The sequence below is a fragment of the Pseudomonas sp. GW821-FHT02H06 genome (assembly GCF_059421525.1).
In genome coordinates, this window is sequence record NZ_JBWKVD010000004.1 from 241,880 (window position 1) to 264,302 (window position 22,423).

The 22,423-nt window shown below is 60.8% G+C and carries 18 protein-coding genes; 4 read left to right on the top strand and 14 right to left on the bottom strand.

The features are described from left to right. Positions 1-169: 169 nt before the first annotated feature. Positions 170-3,100, top strand: a complete 2,931-nt coding sequence (locus AC07VF_RS09420; protein ID WP_495007887.1) for a membrane-targeted effector domain-containing toxin — start codon at positions 170-172, stop codon at positions 3,098-3,100. 96 nt (positions 3,101-3,196) lie between these two features. Here the strand turns inward: AC07VF_RS09420 and guaA are convergent, their stop codons facing one another. From guaA to AC07VF_RS09435, 3 genes are all read right to left on the bottom strand, one after another. Next, positions 3,197-4,774 carry a glutamine-hydrolyzing GMP synthase gene (gene guaA / locus AC07VF_RS09425; RefSeq protein ID WP_495007888.1) on the bottom strand — a complete coding sequence of 526 codons (1,578 nt, stop codon included), beginning with the start codon at positions 4,772-4,774 and terminating at the stop codon, positions 3,197-3,199. A 98-nt stretch (positions 4,775-4,872) separates the two neighbouring features. Then, a complete protein-coding gene (gene guaB, locus AC07VF_RS09430; protein WP_172610855.1) occupies positions 4,873-6,342 on the bottom strand; it encodes an IMP dehydrogenase in 1,470 nt (489 codons plus the stop codon). A gap of 126 nt (positions 6,343-6,468) precedes the next feature. After that, positions 6,469-7,017, bottom strand: a complete 549-nt coding sequence (locus tag AC07VF_RS09435) for a sugar ABC transporter ATPase (protein ID WP_172610854.1) — start codon at positions 7,015-7,017, stop codon at positions 6,469-6,471. Positions 7,018-7,152: 135 nt separating this feature from the next. On the opposite strand from AC07VF_RS09435, the gene xseA reads away from it, so the two are divergent. The 3 genes from xseA to leuA all read left to right on the top strand — a co-directional run bounded on the left by xseA (position 7,153) and on the right by leuA (position 11,579). Further along, a complete protein-coding gene (xseA, locus tag AC07VF_RS09440) occupies positions 7,153-8,532 on the top strand; it encodes an exodeoxyribonuclease VII large subunit (protein ID WP_495007889.1) in 1,380 nt (459 codons plus the stop codon). Between the two features lie 48 nt (positions 8,533-8,580). Next, positions 8,581-9,378, top strand: a complete 798-nt coding sequence (locus tag AC07VF_RS09445) for a peptidoglycan DD-metalloendopeptidase family protein (RefSeq protein WP_495007959.1) — start codon at positions 8,581-8,583, stop codon at positions 9,376-9,378. A 518-nt stretch (positions 9,379-9,896) separates the two neighbouring features. Then, entirely contained in the window at positions 9,897-11,579 is a 1,683-nt protein-coding gene (gene leuA, locus AC07VF_RS09450; protein ID WP_192170749.1) for a 2-isopropylmalate synthase, read from the top strand. Positions 11,580-11,660: 81 nt separating this feature from the next. Here leuA and AC07VF_RS09455 read toward each other — a convergent pair whose 3' ends face one another. From AC07VF_RS09455 to pilW, 11 genes are all read right to left on the bottom strand, one after another. After that, positions 11,661-12,068 (bottom strand): hypothetical protein, encoded by a 408-nt coding sequence (locus tag AC07VF_RS09455; RefSeq protein WP_282370287.1) that lies wholly within the window; start codon positions 12,066-12,068, stop codon positions 11,661-11,663. Positions 12,069-12,194: 126 nt separating this feature from the next. After that, entirely contained in the window at positions 12,195-12,641 is a 447-nt protein-coding gene (locus AC07VF_RS09460; protein WP_495007890.1) for a hypothetical protein, read from the bottom strand. A gap of 58 nt (positions 12,642-12,699) precedes the next feature. Further along, positions 12,700-13,491, bottom strand: a complete 792-nt coding sequence (locus AC07VF_RS09465) for an amidohydrolase (protein ID WP_192170746.1) — start codon at positions 13,489-13,491, stop codon at positions 12,700-12,702. Beyond that, positions 13,479-14,627 (bottom strand): pyridoxal phosphate-dependent aminotransferase, encoded by a 1,149-nt coding sequence (locus tag AC07VF_RS09470; protein WP_369318867.1) that lies wholly within the window; start codon positions 14,625-14,627, stop codon positions 13,479-13,481. The genes AC07VF_RS09465 and AC07VF_RS09470 overlap by 13 nt, the downstream gene beginning before the upstream one ends. Before the next feature lie 119 nt (positions 14,628-14,746). Beyond that, positions 14,747-16,219 carry a ribosome biogenesis GTPase Der gene (gene der, locus AC07VF_RS09475; protein ID WP_065990003.1) on the bottom strand — a complete coding sequence of 491 codons (1,473 nt, stop codon included), beginning with the start codon at positions 16,217-16,219 and terminating at the stop codon, positions 14,747-14,749. Between the two features lie 149 nt (positions 16,220-16,368). Then, a complete protein-coding gene (gene bamB / locus AC07VF_RS09480) occupies positions 16,369-17,520 on the bottom strand; it encodes an outer membrane protein assembly factor BamB (RefSeq protein WP_495007891.1) in 1,152 nt (383 codons plus the stop codon). Continuing rightward, positions 17,513-18,154, bottom strand: coding sequence for a tetratricopeptide repeat protein (locus AC07VF_RS09485; RefSeq protein WP_192170744.1), 642 nt, complete (start codon positions 18,152-18,154; stop codon positions 17,513-17,515). The genes bamB and AC07VF_RS09485 overlap by 8 nt, the downstream gene beginning before the upstream one ends. A 38-nt stretch (positions 18,155-18,192) precedes the next feature. Then, on the bottom strand, positions 18,193-19,482 hold the full coding sequence (gene hisS / locus AC07VF_RS09490) for a histidine--tRNA ligase (protein WP_495007892.1): 1,290 nt from the start codon (positions 19,480-19,482) through the stop codon (positions 18,193-18,195). A gap of 21 nt (positions 19,483-19,503) precedes the next feature. Further along, positions 19,504-20,613, bottom strand: a complete 1,110-nt coding sequence (ispG, locus tag AC07VF_RS09495) for a flavodoxin-dependent (E)-4-hydroxy-3-methylbut-2-enyl-diphosphate synthase (RefSeq protein WP_423571734.1) — start codon at positions 20,611-20,613, stop codon at positions 19,504-19,506. Between the two features lie 3 nt (positions 20,614-20,616). Continuing rightward, a complete protein-coding gene (locus AC07VF_RS09500) occupies positions 20,617-21,651 on the bottom strand; it encodes a RodZ domain-containing protein (RefSeq protein WP_495007893.1) in 1,035 nt (344 codons plus the stop codon). Then, a complete protein-coding gene (pilW, locus tag AC07VF_RS09505; protein ID WP_192170741.1) occupies positions 21,651-22,409 on the bottom strand; it encodes a type IV pilus biogenesis/stability protein PilW in 759 nt (252 codons plus the stop codon). Before pilW ends, AC07VF_RS09500 begins: the two co-directional genes overlap by 1 nt. Positions 22,410-22,423: the final 14 nt, after the last annotated feature.

The following is a 22,423-nucleotide window of genomic DNA, read 5'->3' on the forward strand; positions in this document are numbered from 1 at the left end:
ACGAAAAAACCTCAAACGACGGGTCGCATCCTTGAACGATGCGAGGGGCGGACACGATACACCTGCACTTACAGAAATTTAAGGAGACCGCGTACGCAATACATATTTAGTGCCAAATGAATCGGCAATCACGCCAAGCTTGTCTTCCCGTTCATCAAGGACGACGAATATGACCATCGCAGTTAATCACCTGTCCTCTGCAACCCTGGACCAGGATCGAACCGCCCTCATCAGAATAAGTGAGCGTCTGGTCGAGGCCTGCCCGGACATGCGCGAAATGGCCCGCAGCATCGCCCGGGAAATCCTCCTGCGTCAGACCGGTCACGACGCCGAGCCCGACACGGTTTACTGGCACCGCTTCCACACGGCGGTCAGCAGTCCGCGATCATTCAATGGCTGGCAGCACCGCGATGCGCCCTATCAGTCGATGACCCTCCCGCAGCTGGTCATGCACCGTTTCAACCCCCACGACCAAGACAACGCCGACACCCTGCAGATGCTTAGCGGGTTCTACACCGCAGACGCCGATGCAGACGCCTTCGATGAGCGAAACGAGGTCAGGATGTTGCCCGCTCAGGTCATGAGCGAGTTTTGGTCGGTGGATTTCAAATCCCGCTATCACGAGAAGCTGAAGGCGTTCTGGCGCGACTTCGCCGATCACTTCCGCACCATGGCGAAGGCCAACTTTATCGCCAGCGCCCTTGAAGACCGTCACGCGGGATGGCTCACCGAAGAGGACCTGCGAAGCGTCCTACGCGCGGCGAACGTAGAACCGCCCGAGTCCCCACGCCTGGAAACCCTTCAAGCCAGCGCTCCGGCCAGCGCCGAAGCGAGCGTCTGGACCTTCGACGTGATCGGCTACGAGGCCAGCGATATCCTGCGCATCGTGACCGCCGGCGGCCGACAGATTCTCTACACCCCCGGCGAAGTGCAGGCGTTTCATGCTTTCGCGAATCCGGAAGAGTTGCATTGGTGGCTGCTGTCGCAAAACAACCGCCCGGAGCGACGCGCGCGTTTCATGGGTCACTTCCCGCTGTCAGCCTACGGCGAGGCTGACGACAACATCGGGTTGTTTCACGGCCTGGACGTGCTTTACACCACATGGGGCGGGGCGCATCCCGGCGTGATCAATCAACACAGCCAGCACGTGTCGGGCGACCCGTTCACTCATCTGCGCGACTCAATCCGCACGCGGATGTTGGCCGACGCAGACCTGGCGCTGCACTCCAACGGCGATCTGCGCAAACAGATGTGGATTGGTTATCTGCGGTCGTTCTCTCAGCTTTCCAGTGCGCTGGCAGCGATTGACTGGCCGATTGCGCTGGCAGCCGTCGGCGCGGGCATCGCCGACATGGGCCTGAATATCGATCAGGCCCTGAACGGCGCAAGCACGGCGCAACGCAAGGCGGGGGTTATCGGCGCTGTGACGGCCAGCATCGACGTCCTGTTCAACAGCACCTTTCTTGTCGGCGGGGAAGCGATATCGGAAGGCGAGTTGCTGCGGCCTGAACCCGAGGGGGAACCAGTACCCGAAGTCGATGAGCCTATTGATCAATTCGTGGAAACGCCGGGCTTCGAACCAGAATCCGTTTACCCCTTTGAACGCAACGATGGGCTGGCCTCCTTCGAGACCAACATGCTGCTGGACGCCTTCGAACCCATACGCGAAGGCCGTATGAAAGGCATCTACCTGACTGATCAGGGCGAGACGTTTATCGAGGTCGATGGCTTCGCCTACGCCGTTCGCTACATCAACGAGCTCAAATCCTGGGCCATCATTGATCCGGAAAATCCCTTCTCGTTTTACCGAAACTTGCCTGTGCGACTTAACAGCGCCGGCACGTGGGAGCCTGTCACACCCCTGGGCCTGTCAGGCGGCGGGAAGGTGCTCGGCAGGATGTGGCCCGGTCGTGGTGTCGGCGTTTCTCCGCAGACGACCACCCCTCCCAGCCCATACGAAATCCCCGACGCGCTGAAACCGGAGGTCATGGATGGCGCGCAGTATGGCGGTCGCTTTGTCGACGATCGCTATCGCAGTCCCGATTTCGACAAGCCCGACCCGTACGACGAGTTCAAGCGCATCCGTCGCAATCTGCGAGACGACGCCAACGCATTCTTCAACACGCTAGAACAGCCAAAGCGTCCAGAGATTCCCGAACTGCCTGCCAACGCGCCGCTCAAAAGCGTTCTCAAGAGCCTATTCAAACGCTCGTCGGGCCTGGTCATCGGCGAGAGTCATGCCGGGATCGGCAGCAAGCAATTTCTCATTGAACAGATGCCGTTACTCGCCAAGCTCAAGGTGAAAACCCTCTACATAGAGCACATGCTCACCGACTTCCATCAGGCTGATCTGGATGCTTTTTCGAGAACCGGCACTTTGTCGTCTCAGCTCGAGGAGTACATCAAGACGCTGGACAAAGGCCATCGAACTGACCCAACCGGAAAGTACACCTTCATGGCCGTGCTCAAATCCGCGCAAGAAAACCGCGTGCGCATCCGGGCAATCGACTGCATGGCGAGCTACCGCGTCGACGGCATGGAAGGTGCGGAGCAAACGCTGCGGCAGAAGGTGATGAACTACTATGCCAAGGGTGTGATCGACGCAGACCGAGGGGCGAGAAGCGACGGCAACTGGGTGGCACTTGTGGGTAACTCCCACGCCAATACGTACCAGGGTGTTGCCGGTGTCGCAGAACTGGAAGGGGCTGTAGGGCTGCGCATTGAGGACGTTCGTGTGGCAGAGTCAGCGGGAATGACGTCAGACCCCGGCATAGAAACGACCGACACGGTGGGCCGTCGTGCGGGACGAGTGCAGAGTGATCTACGGCTGCAGGTTCTGGTCGCCACGCCCCAGACCGATCTCAACCTGGAGAACAAACTGCTTCGAGCGGGCATGTTCACCCTCGATGACAGTGACGGTCAGTTGAGCCTCGTTCACCGCAGCAATGAAGGCTTGGCGGTTCGTACCGAGATCAAGCGGGAGGGCAAGCGCGTCTTTATCGACCGGCCGAAGTGGCAGCGAGTGAGCGGCCGTCGGTTTGAGACGTTGGGGGATTTGACGTCGGCGCTGGAGCTGATGGGGATGACGTTGGTGCGGTGAGGCTTTGAAGCTTTGAATGCAAAAAAGCCGGGGGATGCGTTGATGCCCCCCGGCCTTTAGGCTACGACGTTATAACGAGTTCAGATCAGAATTTGATCATTCCCACTCAATCGTCGCAGGCGGTTTGCTCGACACGTCATACGTCACGCGCGAAATGCCTTCGATCTCATTGATGATTCGGCCGCTCACCGTTTCCAGCAGTTCGTAAGGCAGGTGGGCCCACCGTGCGGTCATGAAGTCGATGGTTTCGACGGCACGCAGGGCAACAACCCAAGCGTAACGACGGCCGTCGCCGACGACGCCAACCGATTTCACCGGCTGGAACACGACGAAGGCCTGGCTGACTTTGTGGTACCAGTCGGCTTTGCGCAGTTCTTCGATGAAGATGTGGTCGGCGCGACGCAGCAGGTCGGCGTATTCCTTCTTCACTTCACCGAGGATGCGCACGCCCAGGCCCGGGCCCGGGAATGGGTGGCGGTAGACCATGTCGTACGGCAGGCCGAGTTCGAGACCCAAACGACGGACTTCGTCCTTGAACAGTTCGCGCAGTGGCTCGACCAGTTTCAGGTTCATCTCTTCCGGCAGGCCGCCCACGTTGTGGTGCGACTTGATGACGTGAGCCTTGCCGCTTTTTGCGCCAGCGGACTCGATGACGTCAGGGTAGATGGTGCCCTGGGCCAAGTACTTGATGTTGTCGAGCTTGGTCGACTCGACGTCGAAGACGTCGATGAAGGTGCGCCCGATGATCTTGCGCTTCTTCTCTGGATCGCTTTCGCCGGCCAGGTTGTTTAGGAACTGGTCTTCGGCGTTGGCGCGGATCACCTTGACGCCCATGTTCTCAGCGAACATGGCCATGACTTGCTCGCCTTCGTGCAGACGCAGCAGGCCGTTGTCGACGAAGACGCAGGTCAGTTGGTCGCCGATGGCTTTGTGCAGCAGCGCTGCGACCACCGAGGAGTCAACACCGCCAGACAGGCCGAGCAGTACGTTGTCGGTGCCGACTTGGGCGCGAACCTGGGCGATGGCGTCTTCAGCGATCTTCGACGGGGTCCACAGCGCTTCGCAGCCGCAGATGTCGAGGATGAAGCGCGACAGGATGCGACCGCCCTGCTTGGTGTGCGTCACCTCCGGGTGGAACTGCACGCCGTAGTAGCCGCGGGTGTCGTCGGCCATGCCGGCGATAGGGCAGCTCGGGGTGCTGGCCAGAACGTGGAAGCCCTCCGGGATTTCAGTGACTTTGTCGCCGTGGCTCATCCACACGTCGAGACCGAAAACGCCATCGGCGTCGACGTGGTCTTCGATGCCATCCAGCACGCGGCTCTTGCCGACGATGTCGACACGGGCGTAACCGAATTCACGCAATTCGGAACCGGCGACGCGGCCACCGAGCTGCTCGGCCATGGTCTGCATGCCGTAACAGATCCCGAAGATCGGCACGTTCAGGTCGAACACGGCCTGGGGCGCGCGCGGGCTGTCGGCAACGTGCACGGACTCGGGGCCGCCGGCGAGGATGATGCCTTTCGGGGCGAATTCGCGGATCGCTTCGTCCGACATGTCGAACGGGTGCAGTTCGCAGTACACGCCGATTTCGCGAACGCGACGGGCGATCAGCTGGGTGTACTGGGAACCGAAGTCCAGGATCAGGATGCGGTGGGCGTGAATGTCGAGGGCCATAGTCATTCTCGTCGAAAATCAGAAACAAGACGGGGCTGTCATGAACAGCCCCGGTACACAATTCGTGAAGCGCGCCTGAGCCATCAGGCGCGTTCCGATCAACCTACCCGGTAGTTCGGCGCTTCCTTGGTGATCTGCACGTCGTGAACGTGAGACTCGGCCATGCCGGCACCGGTGATGCGCACGAACTCAGGCTTGGTGCGCATTTCGTGGATGTCGGCGCTGCCGGTGTAACCCATCGACGAGCGCAGGCCGCCCATCAACTGGTGAACGATGGCAGTCAGCGAACCCTTGTACGCAACGCGGCCTTCGATACCTTCCGGTACGAGTTTTTCCGCGCCATCGGATGAGTCCTGGAAGTAGCGGTCCGACGAGCCCTGGGCCTGGGACATTGCGCCCAGCGAACCCATGCCGCGATACGCCTTGTACGAACGACCCTGGAACAGCTCGATCTCGCCCGGTGCTTCTTCGGTACCGGCAAACATCGAACCCATCATCACGCAGTACGCACCGGCAACGATGGCCTTGGACAGGTCACCCGAGAAACGGATGCCGCCGTCGGCGATCAGCGGAACGTCTGTCCCTTCCAGTGCCGAAGCCACGTTGGCAATGGCGCTGATCTGCGGGACGCCCACGCCAGCGACGATACGGGTGGTGCAGATGGAGCCAGGACCGATGCCGACCTTGACGCCGTCAGCGCCTGCTTCAACAAGTGCGCGTGCAGCGGCGCCGGTGGCGATGTTGCCGCCGATGACTTGCACGTCAGGGAAGTTCTGTTTGACCCAGCGAACGCGGTCGATCACGCCTTTGGAGTGGCCATGTGCGGTATCGACAACGATGACGTCCACGCCCGCAGCAACCAGTGCGCTGACGCGTTCGCCGGTGTCTTTACCGGTACCGACTGCAGCGCCGACACGCAGACGACCCTGGTCGTCCTTGCTCGCCAGAGGCCAGGCTTTGGATTTCTCGATGTCCTTGACGGTCATCATGCCCTTGAGCGCGAACTTGTCGTCGACGATCAGGACTTTTTCCAGACGGTGCTTGTGCAGCAGATCGCGCACTTCGTACTTGTCGGCGCCTTCACGGACGGTGACCAGACGCTCTTTCGGCGTCATCACTTCGCGGACAGGGATATCGAGGCGGGTTTCAAAGCGGACGTCGCGGGAGGTCACGATGCCGACGAGCTCGCCGTCATGCAGGACCGGAACGCCGGAGATGTTGTGTTGACGGGTCAGTTCGAACAGGTCGCGAACGGTGGCGTCGGCTTCGATGGTGATCGGATCCTTGACCACACCCGCTTCGAACTTCTTGACCTTGCGCACTTCGGCAGCTTGCTGCTCGACGGTCATGTTCTTGTGGATGATGCCGATGCCGCCTTCCTGAGCCATGGCGATCGCCAGACGGGCTTCAGTGACGGTGTCCATAGCGGCGGAAACGAGGGGGATGTTGAGTTCGATGCCACGGGTCAATCGTGTTTTCAGACTGACTTCGTTGGGAAGCACCTCGGAATAACCGGGCACAAGGAGAATGTCGTCGAATGTAAGGGCTTCTTGGCTGATACGCAGCATCGCTGGGCTCCCGAGCGGGAAAATGGAAGCGCGCCATTGTACCCAGACACCTGCAGTATCTCAATGTAAAGATCAGGCTATTTACTAATGAACCGGATTAATGCGCCCAATGACAGCGGCGAAGATCTACATCCTGACTTTGACATGGGACACCGGGCGGTCCATGCGCTCGGCAAACGCCTCGATAAAGCTGCTTTTAAAGCCGGCGTCCAGCCAGTTATTGAATATGAATCCCAGATTCGAGAACCCGCACGGCTCCAGAAACAGGAATCCGTTGATGTCATCTTCATGACGGCATTCGGGGCACATGAAGTTGTCGGTGTGGCCCGGCATCCAGTCTTCCAGACTGTCGAACAGGGCTTCGCCGATCTCGCGCCGGCATTCAGGGCAACCGGCCTCCTCCTTGAAGCCCTGCTGCGGCGTATAGATGCAGCGCTTGAGGACGATTTCCAGACCGTTGACCGGCTGACCGAACGGCAAGGCGTCAGGGTTTTCAACGAAGCGTCGCGCGCCGGGCGCAATCGCGTAAGCCATGCGATTGAAGCTGCGGCCGCAGGTGGTCAGTGATTCTTCGACGACGTTCAGCTTCACCAGCCAGCGCAGGATCGCCCGCGCCTTCGCTTCGTGCGCAGGAAAGCTGGAGATTTGCGGGACGATGATGCTTTGGGTGTCCATGAAGGGCCTGTCTGACGAGTAATCGGGGGCGGCAGCTTAATCGCGCTGTCGGTGACGTCAAGTACGGCCGTGGGGTCGCACGCCGTCGGCGATCTCATCTGGTGACCCGTGCCCCAATGCCTTTATGATGCCGCCATGATCAAAGACCCCTTCGCAAGACTCGGCCTTGACCGGGACGTCCTCACTGTCAGCCAGCTCAACGGCCGCGCACGCGTGCTGCTGGAGGATGTGTTTTCCAGCATCTGGGTCGAGGGCGAGATTTCCAACCTCTCGCGTCCCGCCTCAGGGCACGTTTACTTCACGCTGAAGGACTCCGGCGCCCAGGTGCGTTGCGCGTTGTTTCGCAGCAACGCGGCGCGGGTACGTCAGGCGTTGAAGGACGGCCTGGCGGTCAAGGTACGCGGCAAGGTCTCCCTGTTTGAAGGTCGCGGCGACTATCAGCTGATTCTCGACACCGTCGAGCCTGCGGGCGATGGCGCGCTGCGTCTGGCCTTCGATGCGCTGAAGGAGAAGCTGAGCGCCGAGGGGATGTTCAGCGCCGAGCGCAAGGTCGCCCTGCCGCTGCACCCCAAGCGCATCGGCATCATCAGTTCCCCGACCGGTGCGGTGATTCGCGACATCATCAGCGTGTTTCGCCGTCGCGCGCCCCAGGTCGAACTCACCCTGATCCCAACCGCCGTGCAGGGCCGCGAAGCCATTGGCCAGATCGTGCGCGCGTTGAAGCTCGCCGACGGCCGCGGCTTTGATGCGTTGATCCTCGCCCGGGGCGGCGGCTCGCTGGAGGACCTGTGGTGCTTCAACGAAGAAGCCGTCGCCCGCGCCATTGATGCGTGCGTGACGCCGATCGTCAGCGCAGTCGGGCATGAGACGGATGTGTCGATCAGTGACTTCGTCGCCGACGTGCGCGCGCCGACGCCCTCCGCCGCCGCTGAACTGCTGGCGCCGGATTCAAGCGATCTGCACCGTCGGGTCGACAGCCTCGAGCGCCGACTGATCAGCCGCATGCAGGACCGGTTGATGCGCGAGCAATTGCGTCTGGACGGGATTTCCCGCCGCTTGCGTCACCCCGGTGAACGGTTACGCCAGCGCGCCCAGCGCCTCGACGATCTGGACATGCGCCTGCGCCGGGCCTTCGAGCAGCAGATGCACAAGCGCCAGGTGCGCATGAGCCATCTGGAAAGTCGCCTGGCCGCGCAACATCCGGGACGCACGCTGATGTTTCTGCGGCAGCGCCTGGCGGTATTGGCCGAGCGGCTGCCCCGTGCGATCAAGGAGAGCCTCAAGAGCCGTCGCTTGCAGCTGCAAAGTCAGGTGCAGACGCTCAACGTGGTCAGCCCGCTGGCGACCCTTGGCCGTGGTTACAGTATTTTGCTGGATGAACGCGGCAGGGCCGTTCGCGCTGCCGAGCAGACGCATCAGGGTCAGCGCCTGACAGCGAAGCTGGCGGACGGCGAGCTGCAAGTGCGCGTCGAAGACAATCATCTGACGCCTGTCACCCTTTCACTTCTGGATTGATCAATGCCTTCCTTTCTAACCCGTTCGTTGGCAACTGCTGCATTGGTCATGTGTGCTGCCCTGCCCGCCTACGCTGACAGCTACATTTCCCGCCTGCTCAACAAGCCCGTGCCCGGCGGCGTGGCGGTGGTCGATCTCGGCCCTGCCCCGCAAGCGCCCAAAGCCACGTGGCAGGGCAAACCGGTGCTGGTGGTCAAGGATCAGGACGCGCGCTGGCTGGCCATCGTCGGCATCCCGTTGACCGTCAAGCCGGGCACCTCGCAGCAAGTCAGCAGCGGCGGCCGCAACTTGCCTTTCGTGGTGGGCGACAAGAAGTACCCGGAGCAGCGGATCACCCTCAAGAATCAGCGTCAGGTCAATCCGAACCCGGACGACCTCAAGCGCATTGAGCAAGAACTCGACGTGCAGGTCCGCGCTTACCGTACGTTCAGTCCCGTGACGCCGAGCAACCTTCTGTTGGACAAGCCGGTGGACGGGCCGCTCTCCAGCAAATTCGGCGTGCGGCGCTTCTTCAACGGCGAGGAGCGCAACCCTCACGCCGGACTGGACTTCGCGGTCCCTGCGGGCACGCCTATCAAATCGCCAGCGGCCGGCAAAGTGATTCTGATCGGCAACTACTTCTTTAACGGCAACACAGTGTTCGTCGATCACGGTCAGGGCTTTATCAGCATGTTCTGCCATATGTCGAAGATCGACGTGAAGGTTGGCGATGCCGTTCCGCGCGGTGGTGTGGTCGGGCGCGTCGGTTCGACCGGTCGCGCAACGGGGCCGCACATGCACTGGAACGTCAGCCTGAATGACGCGCGGGTAGATCCGGCGATTTTCATGAATGCGTTTCAGCCGTAGCGCTTGATCGGGGGTAATGGCGCTGTGGGGGGCCGCACGATCATGCGGCGAACACGTTTATGTGGGAGTGAGCTTGCTCACGAAGAGGTCGGTAGATCCGCCAGACCTCCAGGGGTTGGAACACCGTCTTCGTGAGCAAGCTCACTCCCACAGGTAACAAGTTTGCCGCTTGGACGTGTTCAAAATCAGCGACCGCAATGTTGCGCACACCCGATTGACAGGGCAATTAAATCGCGCAGAGCCTTAGAATCCAGCAATAAAAACTGGATCTCGAGTCTTTACCGGTCACTTCTCTCAATTTTCGCCGACTGCTTGCCACCTTTCACCCCATTGGTTACGTTTGGCGACATGAAAACCTCTCACACCCTCATTCTGATGCGTCAACATCGCTGCCTCTGCCTCGTCAGTGCACGACTGCAAAGCTGAACGCGGTGCCTCGACGCTTACCCGCAGTGCTACTCTCGCATCAACCGGCTGGCCGCCTTCTTTCGGCCCTGAGTACAACAAGGATTATTCACATGACCATGCTCAAAGATCCCTCGACCAAGTACCGCGCCTTTCCTGTCATCGACCTGCCTGATCGCACCTGGCCTTCCAAGACCATCACTGCGGCGCCGATCTGGTGCAGTTCCGACTTGCGTGACGGTAACCAGTCGCTGATCGAGCCCATGGATGCGGTCAAAAAGCTGCGTTTCTGGAAGACCCTCGTTCAAGTCGGCGTGAAGGAAATCGAAGCCTCCTTCCCTTCCGCCTCGCAAACCGATTTCGACTTCGTGCGCACGCTCATCGAAGACGGCCATATCCCGGACGACACCACCATTCAGGTGCTGACTCAGGCCCGCGAAGACCTGATCGCGCGGACGTTCGAGTCCCTGCGCGGTGCGAAAAAAGCCATCGTCCATCTTTACAACGCCACCTGCCCGTCCTTCCGCCGCATCGTCTTCAACCAGGACAAAGCGGGCGTGAAAGCCATCGCCGTGAATGCTGCTCAGCTGTTCGTCAAATACGCCGCCCTGCAGCCAGAAACCCAATGGCAGTTCGAGTACTCGCCTGAGACGTTCAGCGCCACCGAGCTGGAGTTCGCCAAGGAAGTCTGCGACGCCGTCATCGAAGTGTGGAACGCGACGCCGCAGAACAAGGTGATCCTCAATCTGCCAGCCACCGTCGAAGTCGCCACCCCGAACATTTACGCCGACCAGATCGAATGGTTCTGCCGCAACATTTCCCGTCGTGACAGCGTGATCATCAGCCTGCACACCCACAACGACCGTGGCACCGGCGTCGCGGCGACCGAACTGGGCCTGATGGCCGGTGCGGATCGGGTTGAAGGCTGCCTGTTCGGCAACGGCGAGCGCACCGGCAACGTCGACCTCGTGACCGTCGCGCTGAACATGTACACCCAGGGCCTGAATCCGCAACTGGACTTCTCGGACATCGACGGCGTGCGCAAGGTGGTTGAGGAGTGCAACCAGATTCCGGTGCACCCGCGTCACCCGTACGTCGGCGACCTGGTACACACTGCGTTTTCCGGCTCTCACCAGGACGCGATCCGCAAGGGCTTCACTCAGCAGAAGGAAGGCACGCTGTGGGAAGTGCCGTACCTGCCAATCGATCCAGCCGACATCGGCCGCAGCTACGAGGCGGTCATCCGCGTCAACAGCCAGTCCGGCAAAGGCGGGATTACTTACCTGCTGGAACAGGAATATGGCATCTCCCTGCCGCGTCGCATGCAGATCGAGTTCAGCCAGGTGGTTCAGGGCGAGACCGATCGTCTTGGCCTGGAGATGACCGCGCAGCAGATCTACTCGCTGTTCAAGCGTGAATACCTGCAGGCCAACAAGCCGTATGCACTGGTCAGCCATCGCTTGCAGGAAGAGAACGGCAACAGCGCTGTTGAAGTAGTCGTGACCGGCATGGGCGACAGCGAGAGCAATCTGCGCTGGAAAGGCACCGGCAACGGCGCACTGGAAGCGTTGGTGGCCGGCCTCCCGGTGTCGGCCGAGATCATGGACTACAACGAACACGCCATCGGCGCGGGCACCACGGCCAAAGCCGCTGCCTACATCGAGCTGCGTGTGGATGGCGATCGCGCGGTACACGGCGTTGGCATCGACGAGAACATCACCACGGCCAGCTTCAAGGCACTGTTCAGCGCCCTCAATCGTGGGCTGCTCCAGGCTGACGCGACGAAAGCGGCTTAACGCTTCGGGATAGAAAGCTGCGCCCTATTAAAAAGGCCCTGAAGTGCAAACTTCCGGGCCTTTTGTTTGAGCGCTGGATAATCAGGCCGTGGTGTCGACTTTGACTTTCATCAAGTTCAACAGCGACGCCTGCAGTGCGCCCAACTGAGCCATGGTCCCGGAAATCTGCTGCTGAATCGCCATGACCTGCGTGGCCTTCAACTCATCGGGCGTCTTGCTGGCCTGGACAGCGGCTAACTGAGCTTGCTGCTGCTGGAGCATTTTCTGGGTTTGCTCAATCTGCTCCTGCAACTGTTTGATCATCTCCTCCTTCATGCTCGGCGATTCGGCTGACTCACTGGCGCCTGCCGCCTTGGAGTCGCCATACACATTGCCACGCAGCTCGACGCTGGCGGTCTTGGCATCGCTCTTGGTGGAGTCGTCGGTTTTGACGGCGGCCGTGAACACGCTGGAGTAAGCACCCAACGAACTGGTGTTGATGGTGGTCATGATGAACTCCTTATGAGGTGCACTTTGTATCGGCCAGCGTACAAGCATCTGAAGTCCAATTTATTGCAGACGCAAAAACGCCCCACGACCGGGGTCATGGAGCGGTTTTGTCTATGAATCAGTGAATCAGGCGGTGGTGTTAATGCTGCCGGACTTCTGCAGTTGCAAGAGTGCCGCCTGTTCCGTCGACAGGCTGGCGGTCGTCGACGAGATCTGTCCCTGAATGGCCATCACCCGCGCCGACTTCTCCTCGTCGGTGCCAGAGCTGGCCTGGGCGGCAGCGAGTTGCTGTTGCTGTTCCTGCAAGCGCTTCTGGGTTTCCTTGATCTGCTCTTCCAGCTTCGCGATGGCCTGCTCGCTAGTGCTGGAAGAATCAGATGCCCCACCCGCACCGCCAGCACCGCCAGCGCCACCTGCCGCTGTGGCTGTGGCTGTGGTCGATGCAGACGCCGACGTGGCATCTGTGGTGGTGGAGGCGTCGCTGTCAGCCGCCGTTGTTGTGGGGTCTTTTTTGACCGCAACGGTGAAACTGGTGGAATACGAACTCAATGAGGATGTGCTGATGGTTGTCATACCGATCTCCTGTCTGGGTACAACCGCTATCGACCACCCGTCCGTTAACTCTATGACGTTACTGTATCTCGAATGTATCAGCGTCGAGACAGGCCGGGAATTTCTCGCGGTACGCCGCCAGACTCTGCGCTGACAGGCTGACCTGGAACACGCCATCCGCCTCGCCGATGTTGAGCAGGCTCTCGCCCTGGAAATCCAGCACCTGACTGTCGCCGGTGTAGGCAAAGCCCTTGCCATCGATTCCCACGCGATTCACCGCAGCGACGTAACACAAGTTCTCGATCGCCCGCGCCGGCAGCAGACGGTTCCAGTGCAGACGGCGCGCGCCCGGCCAGTTGGCGGTATAGAGCAACAGATCTGTGTTGTGGGCATCACGGCTCCACACCGGAAAACGCAGGTCGTAGCAGATCAGCGGACGAATTCGCCAGCCGTTGAGTTCGAACTGCACCTGACGCTCGCCCGGGCTGTAGTGCTCGTGCTCGCCGGCCATTCTGAACAGATGGCGCTTGTCGTAATGCAGCAGCTCGCCGTCCGGCCGCGCCCACAGCAGGCGGTTGCGATGGCTGCCGTCCGCGGCGCGAATGATCACGCTGCCGGTCACCACCGCATTCAGTTGCCTGGCCTGGGCCAGTATCCACTGAGCGGTCGGGCCGTCTTCGGGCTCGGCCAGCGTCTCGGATTCCATGGAAAACCCGGTGGTGAACATCTCCGGCAGGATCACCAGATCTGCGCCCCTGGCCTGGGCCAGCAGTTCTTCAAAATGCGCATGGTTCGCCGGGGCGTCGTGCCAGACCAGCGTGGTCTGAACCAGCGCGATATTCAAGTTGGGCAACGTGGTCAGATCGCGCATAGTTTTTCCGCTGCCAGACGCAGCGTCTCCTCGCGCTTGGGAAAGCACAGCCGGATCAGGCGCTGGCCTTCGGGCGGATTCTGATAGAAAACCGAAATGGGAATGCTCGCCACGCCGTGCTCGCGGGTCATCCACAGCGACATGTCGACGTCGTTGAGGTCCGGACGGATCTGCGAATAATCAACGAGCTGAAAGTACGTGCCGCTGGCGCGCGTGAAGGTGAAACGCGAGGCTTCCAGGCGATCGCAGAAATAGTCGCGTTTGGCCTGATAGAACGCCGGCAGTTCGTCGACGTGCTCGGGATGCGCCGCCATGAAATCGGCCAACGCCCACTGCAACGGCGTGACGCCACAGAATGCGACGAACTGATGGATCTTCCGTGCTTCGGCGGTCAGTGCAGGCGGCGCAACGAGGTAGCCGGTTTTCCAGCCGGTGACGTGGTAGGTCTTGCCGAACGAACTGACCACAAACGCGCGCTGATACAGTTCGTCATGGGCCAGCACGCTGGCGTGTTGCAGGCCATCGAACACCAGATGCTCGTAGACCTCGTCGCTGAGCACGTAAATGTCCCGGTCACGGATCAATGCCGCCAGGCGATCCAGTTCGTCGCGGGTGATCAGCGCGCCGCTGGGATTGTGCGGCGTGTTGATGACGATCATCCGGGTGCGAGGGCTCAACGCCGCGCCGAGCTTTTCCCAGTCGATGGCGAAGTCGCCGTCTTTGAGCTGCACATGCACGGTGCGCCCGCCGGCCAGTTCCACCGACGGCGCATAACTGTCGTAGCACGGGTCGAAGACGATCACTTCATCGCCGGCGCTCACAACGGTCTGGATCGCGCAGAAGATGGCATGGGTGGCGCCGGGCGTGATGGTGATTTCGCTGTCGATGCCGACCTGACGGCCGTAGCAGCGAGCGATCTTGGCCGCGACTTGCTCGCGCAACGCAGGCAGGCCGGCCATCGGCGCGTATTGGTTGTTGCCGTCCATGACGCGGCGGCAGAGGGCTTCACGCAGTGCGTCAGGCCCATCGAAATCGGGAAAACCCTGAGACAGATTGATCGCCCCGGTTTCGGCGGCAAGCTGAGACATCACAGTAAAAATGGTGGTGCCAACGTTCGGCAGTTTGCTGGTGATCATGGGGGTTTTCCTGCTCCACTCCCGACACCTGAAGGGCTCGGGGACTCGCAGGATAGCCCAGATGTCGCGCACAAAAAAAGGCGCCGCTGGCGCCTTTTCCGAGAAAGACCGTTACACGATCAGCGCTTGTCGCGGCGCTTCTTGTCGGCTTTCTTGTGGTGCGACATCATCCGACGCTTCTTGTTGACCTGGCGGTCGGTCAGCGTGTTCTTGTTGCCTTCGTACGGGTTTTCGCCGCCCTTGAACTCGATGCGGATAGGCGTACCGACCAGCTTGAGCACACGGCGATAGGTGTTCTCAAGGTACCGGACGTACGACTTCGGCACTTTTTCGACCTGGTTACCGTGGATCACGATCAACGGCGGGTTCGCGCCACCCAAGTGGGCATAACGCAGCTTGATGCGGCGGCTGCCCACCATTGGCGGTGCGTGCTCGCTGACCGCGTCTTCGAGAATCTGGGTCAGGCGGCTGGTCGGCCAACGGGTCACAGCGGATTTGAACGAGTTCTGCACCGACTGATACAGGTTACCCACGCCCGTGCCATGCAGCGCCGAGATGAAGTGGATGTCGGCGAAGTCGACGAAGAACAACCGACGCTCCAGCTCGACCTTCACGTAGTCGCGCTCGCTCGGCACCATTCCATCCCACTTGTTCAGTGCGATGACCAAGGCCCGACCGGATTCAAGGGCAAAGCCCAGCAGGTTGAGGTCGTGGTCGACAACGCCTTCGCGGGCGTCCATCACGAAGATCACCACGTTGGCGTCTTTGATCGCCTGCAGGGTTTTGACCACGGAGAACTTTTCGACTTCTTCGTGGATCTTGCCGCGCTTGCGCACACCGGCGGTGTCGATCAGCGTGTACTTTTCTTCGTTGCGTTCGAACGGGATGTAAATGCTGTCGCGGGTGGTGCCGGGCTCGTCGTAGACGATAACGCGGTCTTCACCGAGCATGCGATTGACCAGCGTCGATTTACCGACGTTGGGACGACCGATGATGGCGATCTTGATGCCATCCTTCTCGCTCGGGCCGGGAATGCGCTTGGCTTCCTGACCCTCAGCGACGACTTCCTCTTCTTCGCCTTCTTCGACTTCGTCAGCGTCTTTCGGGAAGTCGCGCAGGGCGATTTCGAGCATCTGAGTGATGCCACGTCCGTGAGCGCCGGCAACCGGAATCGCGTCACCCATACCCAGCGGTGCAAACTCCGCGCGGGCCATGTCAGGGTCGATGTTGTCGACCTTGTTGGCAACGACGTAAGAGGTCTTGTTGCGCTTGCGCAGGTGCTCGCCAATCATCTGGTCGGCGGCAGTAAAGCCTGCTTTGGCGTCAACGAGGAACAACACGACATCGGCTTCTTCGATGGCCAGCAGCGACTGCTCGGCCATCTTTTCGTCCATGCCGTGTTCATCACCGGAGATACCGCCGGTGTCGATCAGGATGTAGGAGCGCCCTTGCCACTTGGCCTCACCGTATTGGCGATCACGGGTCAGACCGGACAAGTCGCCGACGATGGCGTCGCGAGTCCTGGTCAGGCGGTTGAACAAGGTGGACTTGCCGACGTTCGGTCGACCCACCAGGGCGATTACGGGAACCATGCGGCTCTCCACTTCGTTATTTCAGAAAATACAAAAGCCGCTGCAAGGCAGCGGCCGGAGTTCGGAGCGACACCGAAGCGTCGCAGGCCCCATTAAACCGGGGCCGCCTGGGGAAGCCGAAAAACGACCTCCTCAAGCATAGGCAGCCACTACTTGGTCGTCAGCGCTTCCAGCTTGCCGCTGTTGCCAAAGACGTAAATGGTGCTGCCGGAGACCAGCGGGCGTGCACGCAAGCCATCGCTGTCAATCTTTTCACGGGCGACGAAATGGCCATCGACCTGGCTCAGCAGGTGCAGATAACCTTCCATGTCACCGACCGCGACGTAGCTGGAGAACACTTCCGGCGCGCCGAGTTGGCGACGGGCCAGCGAGTCGTTGCTCCACAGACCGGTGGAAGAGCGCTCATCGATGCCTTCCACGGTGCCGTTGGCCAGCGAGACGTAGACGCTGCCGAAGCCTTGCGCCACACCCGAATAGCTCGATGCATCACGCTGCCACAGCACGCGGCCGCTCTGCAGTTCCAGACCGGCTACACGACCCTGGTAGGTTGCGACGTACAGCGTGTTGCCGGACAGCAGCAAGCCACCGTCGATGTCGACCACGCGATCCAGCTCGGAACGACCTGTCGGAACGGCAACGCGCTGCTCCCAGGCCGGGACGCCGTTGTTGATGTCCAGCGCCACAACCTTGCCGGTGGACAAGCCTGCGATGGCCAGCGACGAGGTCGCGATCGGCGCACCGGTGCCACGCAGCGTCAGAACAGCCGGGCTGCTTTCGTAGATCCAGCGCTGATCGCCAGTGATGGCGTCATAACCGATAACCCGGTCATCCTGAGTCTGGGCAACCACGACACTGCCGTTGGTGGCCGGAGCGGACAGCACTTCGCTGGTCGCCTTGGCTTTCCACTTCTGCTCGCCGGTGGCCTCATCGAGAACGATGACTTCGCCACGCAACGTGCCGAGCATGACCAGACCGAAACCTACGCCGACGGCGCCGGAGACCGGTTGCTCAAGCTCTTTTTTCCAGACCACGTCGCCGTTGCTGCGATTGATCGCCATGACCAGACCGTTCGCATCGGCAGCGTAGATGTTCTCGCCGTCGATGGCCGGAACCAGCATGTTGTAGATGTCGCCCTGACCGTCACCGACGGAACGGCTCCACAACTTCTGCAGGGTCACTTCCTGTTTGAAGTCGACGAGCTCTGCCGGAGGCAGCTCTTTTTTGCTGTTGCTGCTGCAACCCGCGGCCAGAATGGCCAGAGCCAGCAATGCTGCATGTTTCCAACGAATCACGTCACGCATCCCCTTTCGCCAGATCGTCGAGCTTCATTTGCAGACCGCCAACAGCCGCTTCTTCGGAAAGCGCCGCCTTGGCCTTCTTGTATGCAGCGTAGGCATCATCGGTGCGACCCAGCTGAACCAGCAGGTCACCGCGCAGCTCTTCTCGGCTGGCCGCGAACGAAGTATCGGCCTGACCGTCGAGCAGCTTCAGCGCGTCTTCGGCCTTGTTCTGAGCAGCGAGCACACGAGCCAGACGCTGACGGGCGATTTCACCCAGGGTCGCGTTGGCCGGCTTGTCGGTCACGGATTTGAGCTCGTTCGCAGCGTCATCCAGCTTGCCGGTGTCCACAGCCACTTTGGCCACGAACAGGCTGCCGTACTGCGCGTACGCGGTGCCGCCGAAGTCGCTTTTCAGCTTGCCGGCGATCTCGGCCACACGGCCTGCGTCAGCCTGGCCGCTTGGCGTCAGTGCGGTTTCCAGCAATTGCTGATACAGCGCCGAAGCACCTTGCGCCTGGTTGTTCTGATAGCGCTGCCAGCCTTGCCAGCCCAACACCACGATCACCGCCAGCAGGCCGCCGGTCACCAGAGGCTTGCCGTTACGCTGCCACCAGTCCTTTACGGCAACCAGCTCATCATCATCGGTACTCGACACCCCAATACTCCTATTCGCTAAATCGGCTTTTATCTGCTTCAACCCTGCGAAATGCAGGTGGCCAGGTGCTCGGACAGAGCATCCCAGGCAATATTTTGTTGCTCGCCCTGGCCACGCAGCGGCTTGACGCCCACTTCCTTGCGCGCCAGCTCTTCGTCACCCAGGATCAGCGCGTACAGCGCGCCGCTCTTGTCGGCCTTCTTGAACTGGCTCTTGAAGCTGCCGGCCCCGGCATTGACTTGCAGACGCAGGTTCGGCGCCTGATCGCGCAAGCGCTCGGACAGCGTCAGCGCTGCCAGCTCGGCGGCCTCGCCGAACGCGCAAACGTAAACGTCGACCGTACGGGCGATCTCTTCGGGAATCTGCTCAAGGGTTTCCAGCAGCAGCACCAGACGTTCGATGCCCATGGCAAAGCCCACGCCCGACGTCGGTTTGCCGCCCATCTGCTCAACCAGTCCGTCGTAACGGCCGCCCGCGCAGACAGTGCCCTGAGCGCCGAGCTGGTCAGTGACCCACTCGAATACGGTTTTACTGTAGTAATCCAGGCCGCGAACCAGCTTCGGGTTGATCACGTACGGAATGCCCGCCGCGTCGAGACGCGCCTTCAGGCCTTCGAAGTGAACCCGGGATTCGTCGTCCAGGTAATCTGCCAGCTTCGGTGCATCGACCAGCACAGCCTGGGTTTCAGGGTTTTTGGTGTCGAGCACACGCAGCGGGTTGGTCTTCAGGCGACGCTGGCTGTCTTCGTCCAGTTGCTCGTGACGCGCCGAGAGATACTCGACCAGCGCTTCACGATAACGGCCGCGGGCTTCACTGGTGCCCAGGCTGTTGAGTTCCAGTTTGACGGCATTGCGGATGCCCAACAGGCCCCACAGGCGCCAGGTCAGGACGATCAGCTCGGCGTCGATGTCCGGACCATCAAGGTTGAACACCTCGACACCGATCTGGTGAAACTGACGATAACGGCCTTTCTGCGGACGCTCGTGGCGGAACATCGGGCCGATGTACCAAAGCTTCTGCACCTGACCGCCGCCGGTGATGCCGTGCTCGAGGACCGCACGCACGCAGGCCGCTGTGCCTTCAGGGCGCAGGGTCAACGAATCGCCATTGCGGTCGGCGAAGGTGTACATCTCTTTTTCGACGATGTCGGTGACTTCGCCGATGGAGCGTTTGAACAGGTCGGTGAACTCGACGATCGGCATGCGGATCTGGCGATAACCGTAGTTATCCAGCAAACGCGATACGGTGCCTTCGAAGTAGCGCCACAGCGGCGTTTGATCCGGCAGGATGTCGTTCATGCCACGAATGGCTTGCAGAGACTTACTCACAAATATTCCTTGGAAACTGGGTTAGCCGCGCGCGATCAGCGCTGCGTCGGCCTCGACCTTTTCGGCCGCTCTCTGGCGGATCAAGCGTTCAAGCTGTTCCACCAGATTGTCATTTGTCAGCTTTTGCGCCGGCTTGCCATCGATGTAGATCAGGTTCGGCGTGCCTCCGGTCAGACCGACGTGGGCTTCTTTCGCCTCGCCGGGACCGTTCACCACGCAACCGATCACCGCAACATCCAGCGGGACCAGCAAATCTTCAAGGCGCCCTTCCAGCTCGTTCATGGTCTTGACCACATCGAAGTTCTGCCGCGAGCAGCTCGGGCAGGCGATGAAGTTGATGCCACGGGAACGCAGACGCAGCGACTTGAGGATGTCGTAACCGACCTTCACTTCTTCAACCGGATCGGCAGCCAGCGAAATCCGAATGGTATCGCCGATACCTTCGGCCAGCAGCATACCTAGGCCGACGGCCGATTTCACTGTGCCTGAGCGCAAACCGCCCGCTTCAGTGATACCCAGGTGCAACGGCTGGATGATTTGTTTGGCAAGGAGGCGATAAGCCTCGACCGCCATAAACACATCGGAGGCCTTGACGCTGACCTTGAAGTCCTGGAAATCCAGACGGTCCAGATGCTCGACGTGACGCAGCGCGGACTCGACCAAAGCCGCCGGCGTTGGCTCGCCGTACTTCTTCTGCAGGTCTTTTTCCAGCGAACCGGCGTTGACGCCGATGCGGATCGGAATACCGCGATCACGGGCCGCTTCAACCACCGCACGGACGCGGTCTTCGCGGCCGATGTTGCCCGGGTTGATGCGCAGGCAATCGACGCCCAGCTCGGCAACGCGCAGGGCGATTCGATAATCGAAGTGGATGTCCGCGACCAGCGGGACCTTGACCAACTGCTTGATACGGCCAAAGGCCTCGGCCGCGTCCATGTCCGGCACCGAGACGCGGACGATGTCCACGCCGGCGGCTTCCAGACGGTTGATCTGCGAGACCGTGGCCGCGACGTCATTGGTGTCGCTGTTGGTCATGCTCTGCACTGCGATCGGGGCATCGCCACCGACCGGCACCGAGCCGACCCAGATTTTACGAGATTCGCGACGTTTGATCGGAGATTCGCCGTGCATGACTTATTGCCCTAGCTTCAGGCGAGCAGTTTCGCCACTGGTGAAAGGTGCCACATCAACCGGCTGACCGTTGTAGCTCACTTGCGCGCCGCGAGCGAAGCCCAGGCGCAGGGTCAGCGGCGGCTTGCCATTGACGTCAAGGCTGTCGCCTTTTTTCTTGAGACCGCTCATCAGCACTTTGCCATTGCCGTCGGTGACCTGGGTCCAGCAATCATTCACAAACTGAACCTGCACGCGGCCGGCACCTGCCGGTACGGGCGCGGCGTCAGCGGTTGCGCTCGGGGCGCTGTTGACGGGCGCGGTTGTCGCAGGCGTTGGCGCTACGGTTGTGACCGGCGCGGTTGGCGTCGACGCGGCATGCGCAGGCGTTACCGGAGCGGTGGTAGATGCGCTGTGGGGAACAACAGCGCCTGCAACGGTGCCCGTGCTGCTGGACGCGCTGCTGGATGAAGCAGGCGCTTCAGGCGCGGACGCAGGCTCGGCGTTATTCAACGGCAGCGCGGTCTGACCTTGAGCCACAGCTTGATCTTCCGGCTCGTCGAGCGGATGGATCTGGGTGGTGCCGTCGGCGCTTTCGACTTCGACGTGCTCCATGCCCAGATTGGTCGGCTCCTTGCCGCGCAGGGTGGCTTGATCCTGCCACCACACGAAGCCGCCGCCGATCAACGCGATGAGCAGCAAGAGGCTGACGATGCGCAGGATATTGTGGGACAGGCGCACCGGCTCTTCGATTCGGCCCAGCGCATGAACGCTGCTGCCCTTGCCGTCGGTGCCGGTGTACTGATCGAACGCACTGACCAATGCAGCTTGATCAAGGTCCAGCAGCTTGGCGTACGCACGGACATAGCCGCGGGCGAAGGTATGACCGGGGAGCTTGTCGAAATCGCCTGCTTCCAGATGAGTCAGGGAAGTCACGGTGAGGTTGAGCCTCAACGCCACATCTGGCAGCGACCAGTTCTTGCTCTCGCGGGCCTGTCGCAATGTTTCGCCTGGGTTCGTGCGAGTGGCTGCTACAACTTCGGGATGCGCCGCTTTCATCATTGCTCCGACAGGTATTGCTGATATTCCGGCGTACCGGGATAGAGTCTTTTTAGAAGCAAGCCGTAACTGGCTGCCTTGTTGCGATCATCAAACACCTTCGCCAGCCGCGTGCCGAGCAAGAGGCTTCGCGCATTCTGCTCGCTCAACTGGCTGAAACGCTCGTAATAATCGCGCGCCGGCACATAATGCCTGTCTTCGTACGACAACTCAGCCATTTCCAGCAACGCGCGTGGCTGCTGACGATCAAGGCGCAGAGCTTTGTCGAAATGCTCACGGGCGGCGTCGCGATTGCCGAGCATCACAGCCGTCATGCCGAGGTTTTCGAACACCCGGGCGCGCTCGGCGTAGAGGTTATCCTCAGCGGCCTGCTCGAAGCGCTCGTAAGCTTCCTTGTAACGCTTTTGCTGGTAGAGAAAACTGCCGTAATTGTTGAGGATTCGCGCGTCTTTGGAACGTGCCGACAACGCTTTCTCGTAATACTGGTTCGCCAGTTCCGGTTCCATCTCGGCCTGAAACACCAGAGCCAGCGCGGCATTGGCGTCCGCATCGGAGCCGTTTAGCTCGAGCGCCTTTTTCAGAGGCGCCTTAGCCCGTTCCATCTGGCCTTGCTGGAGATAGCCCAACCCCAACTGCACATAAGCTTGACGAGCCTCGTCACGTCCCTTGCTGGTACTCAGCGGATCGACGTTGCCGGTGGACACACAACCGACCAGCAGCGTGGCAAAACAGAGCAGCAGCGCAACGCGCAGGGACATAGAGATCCTCTCAG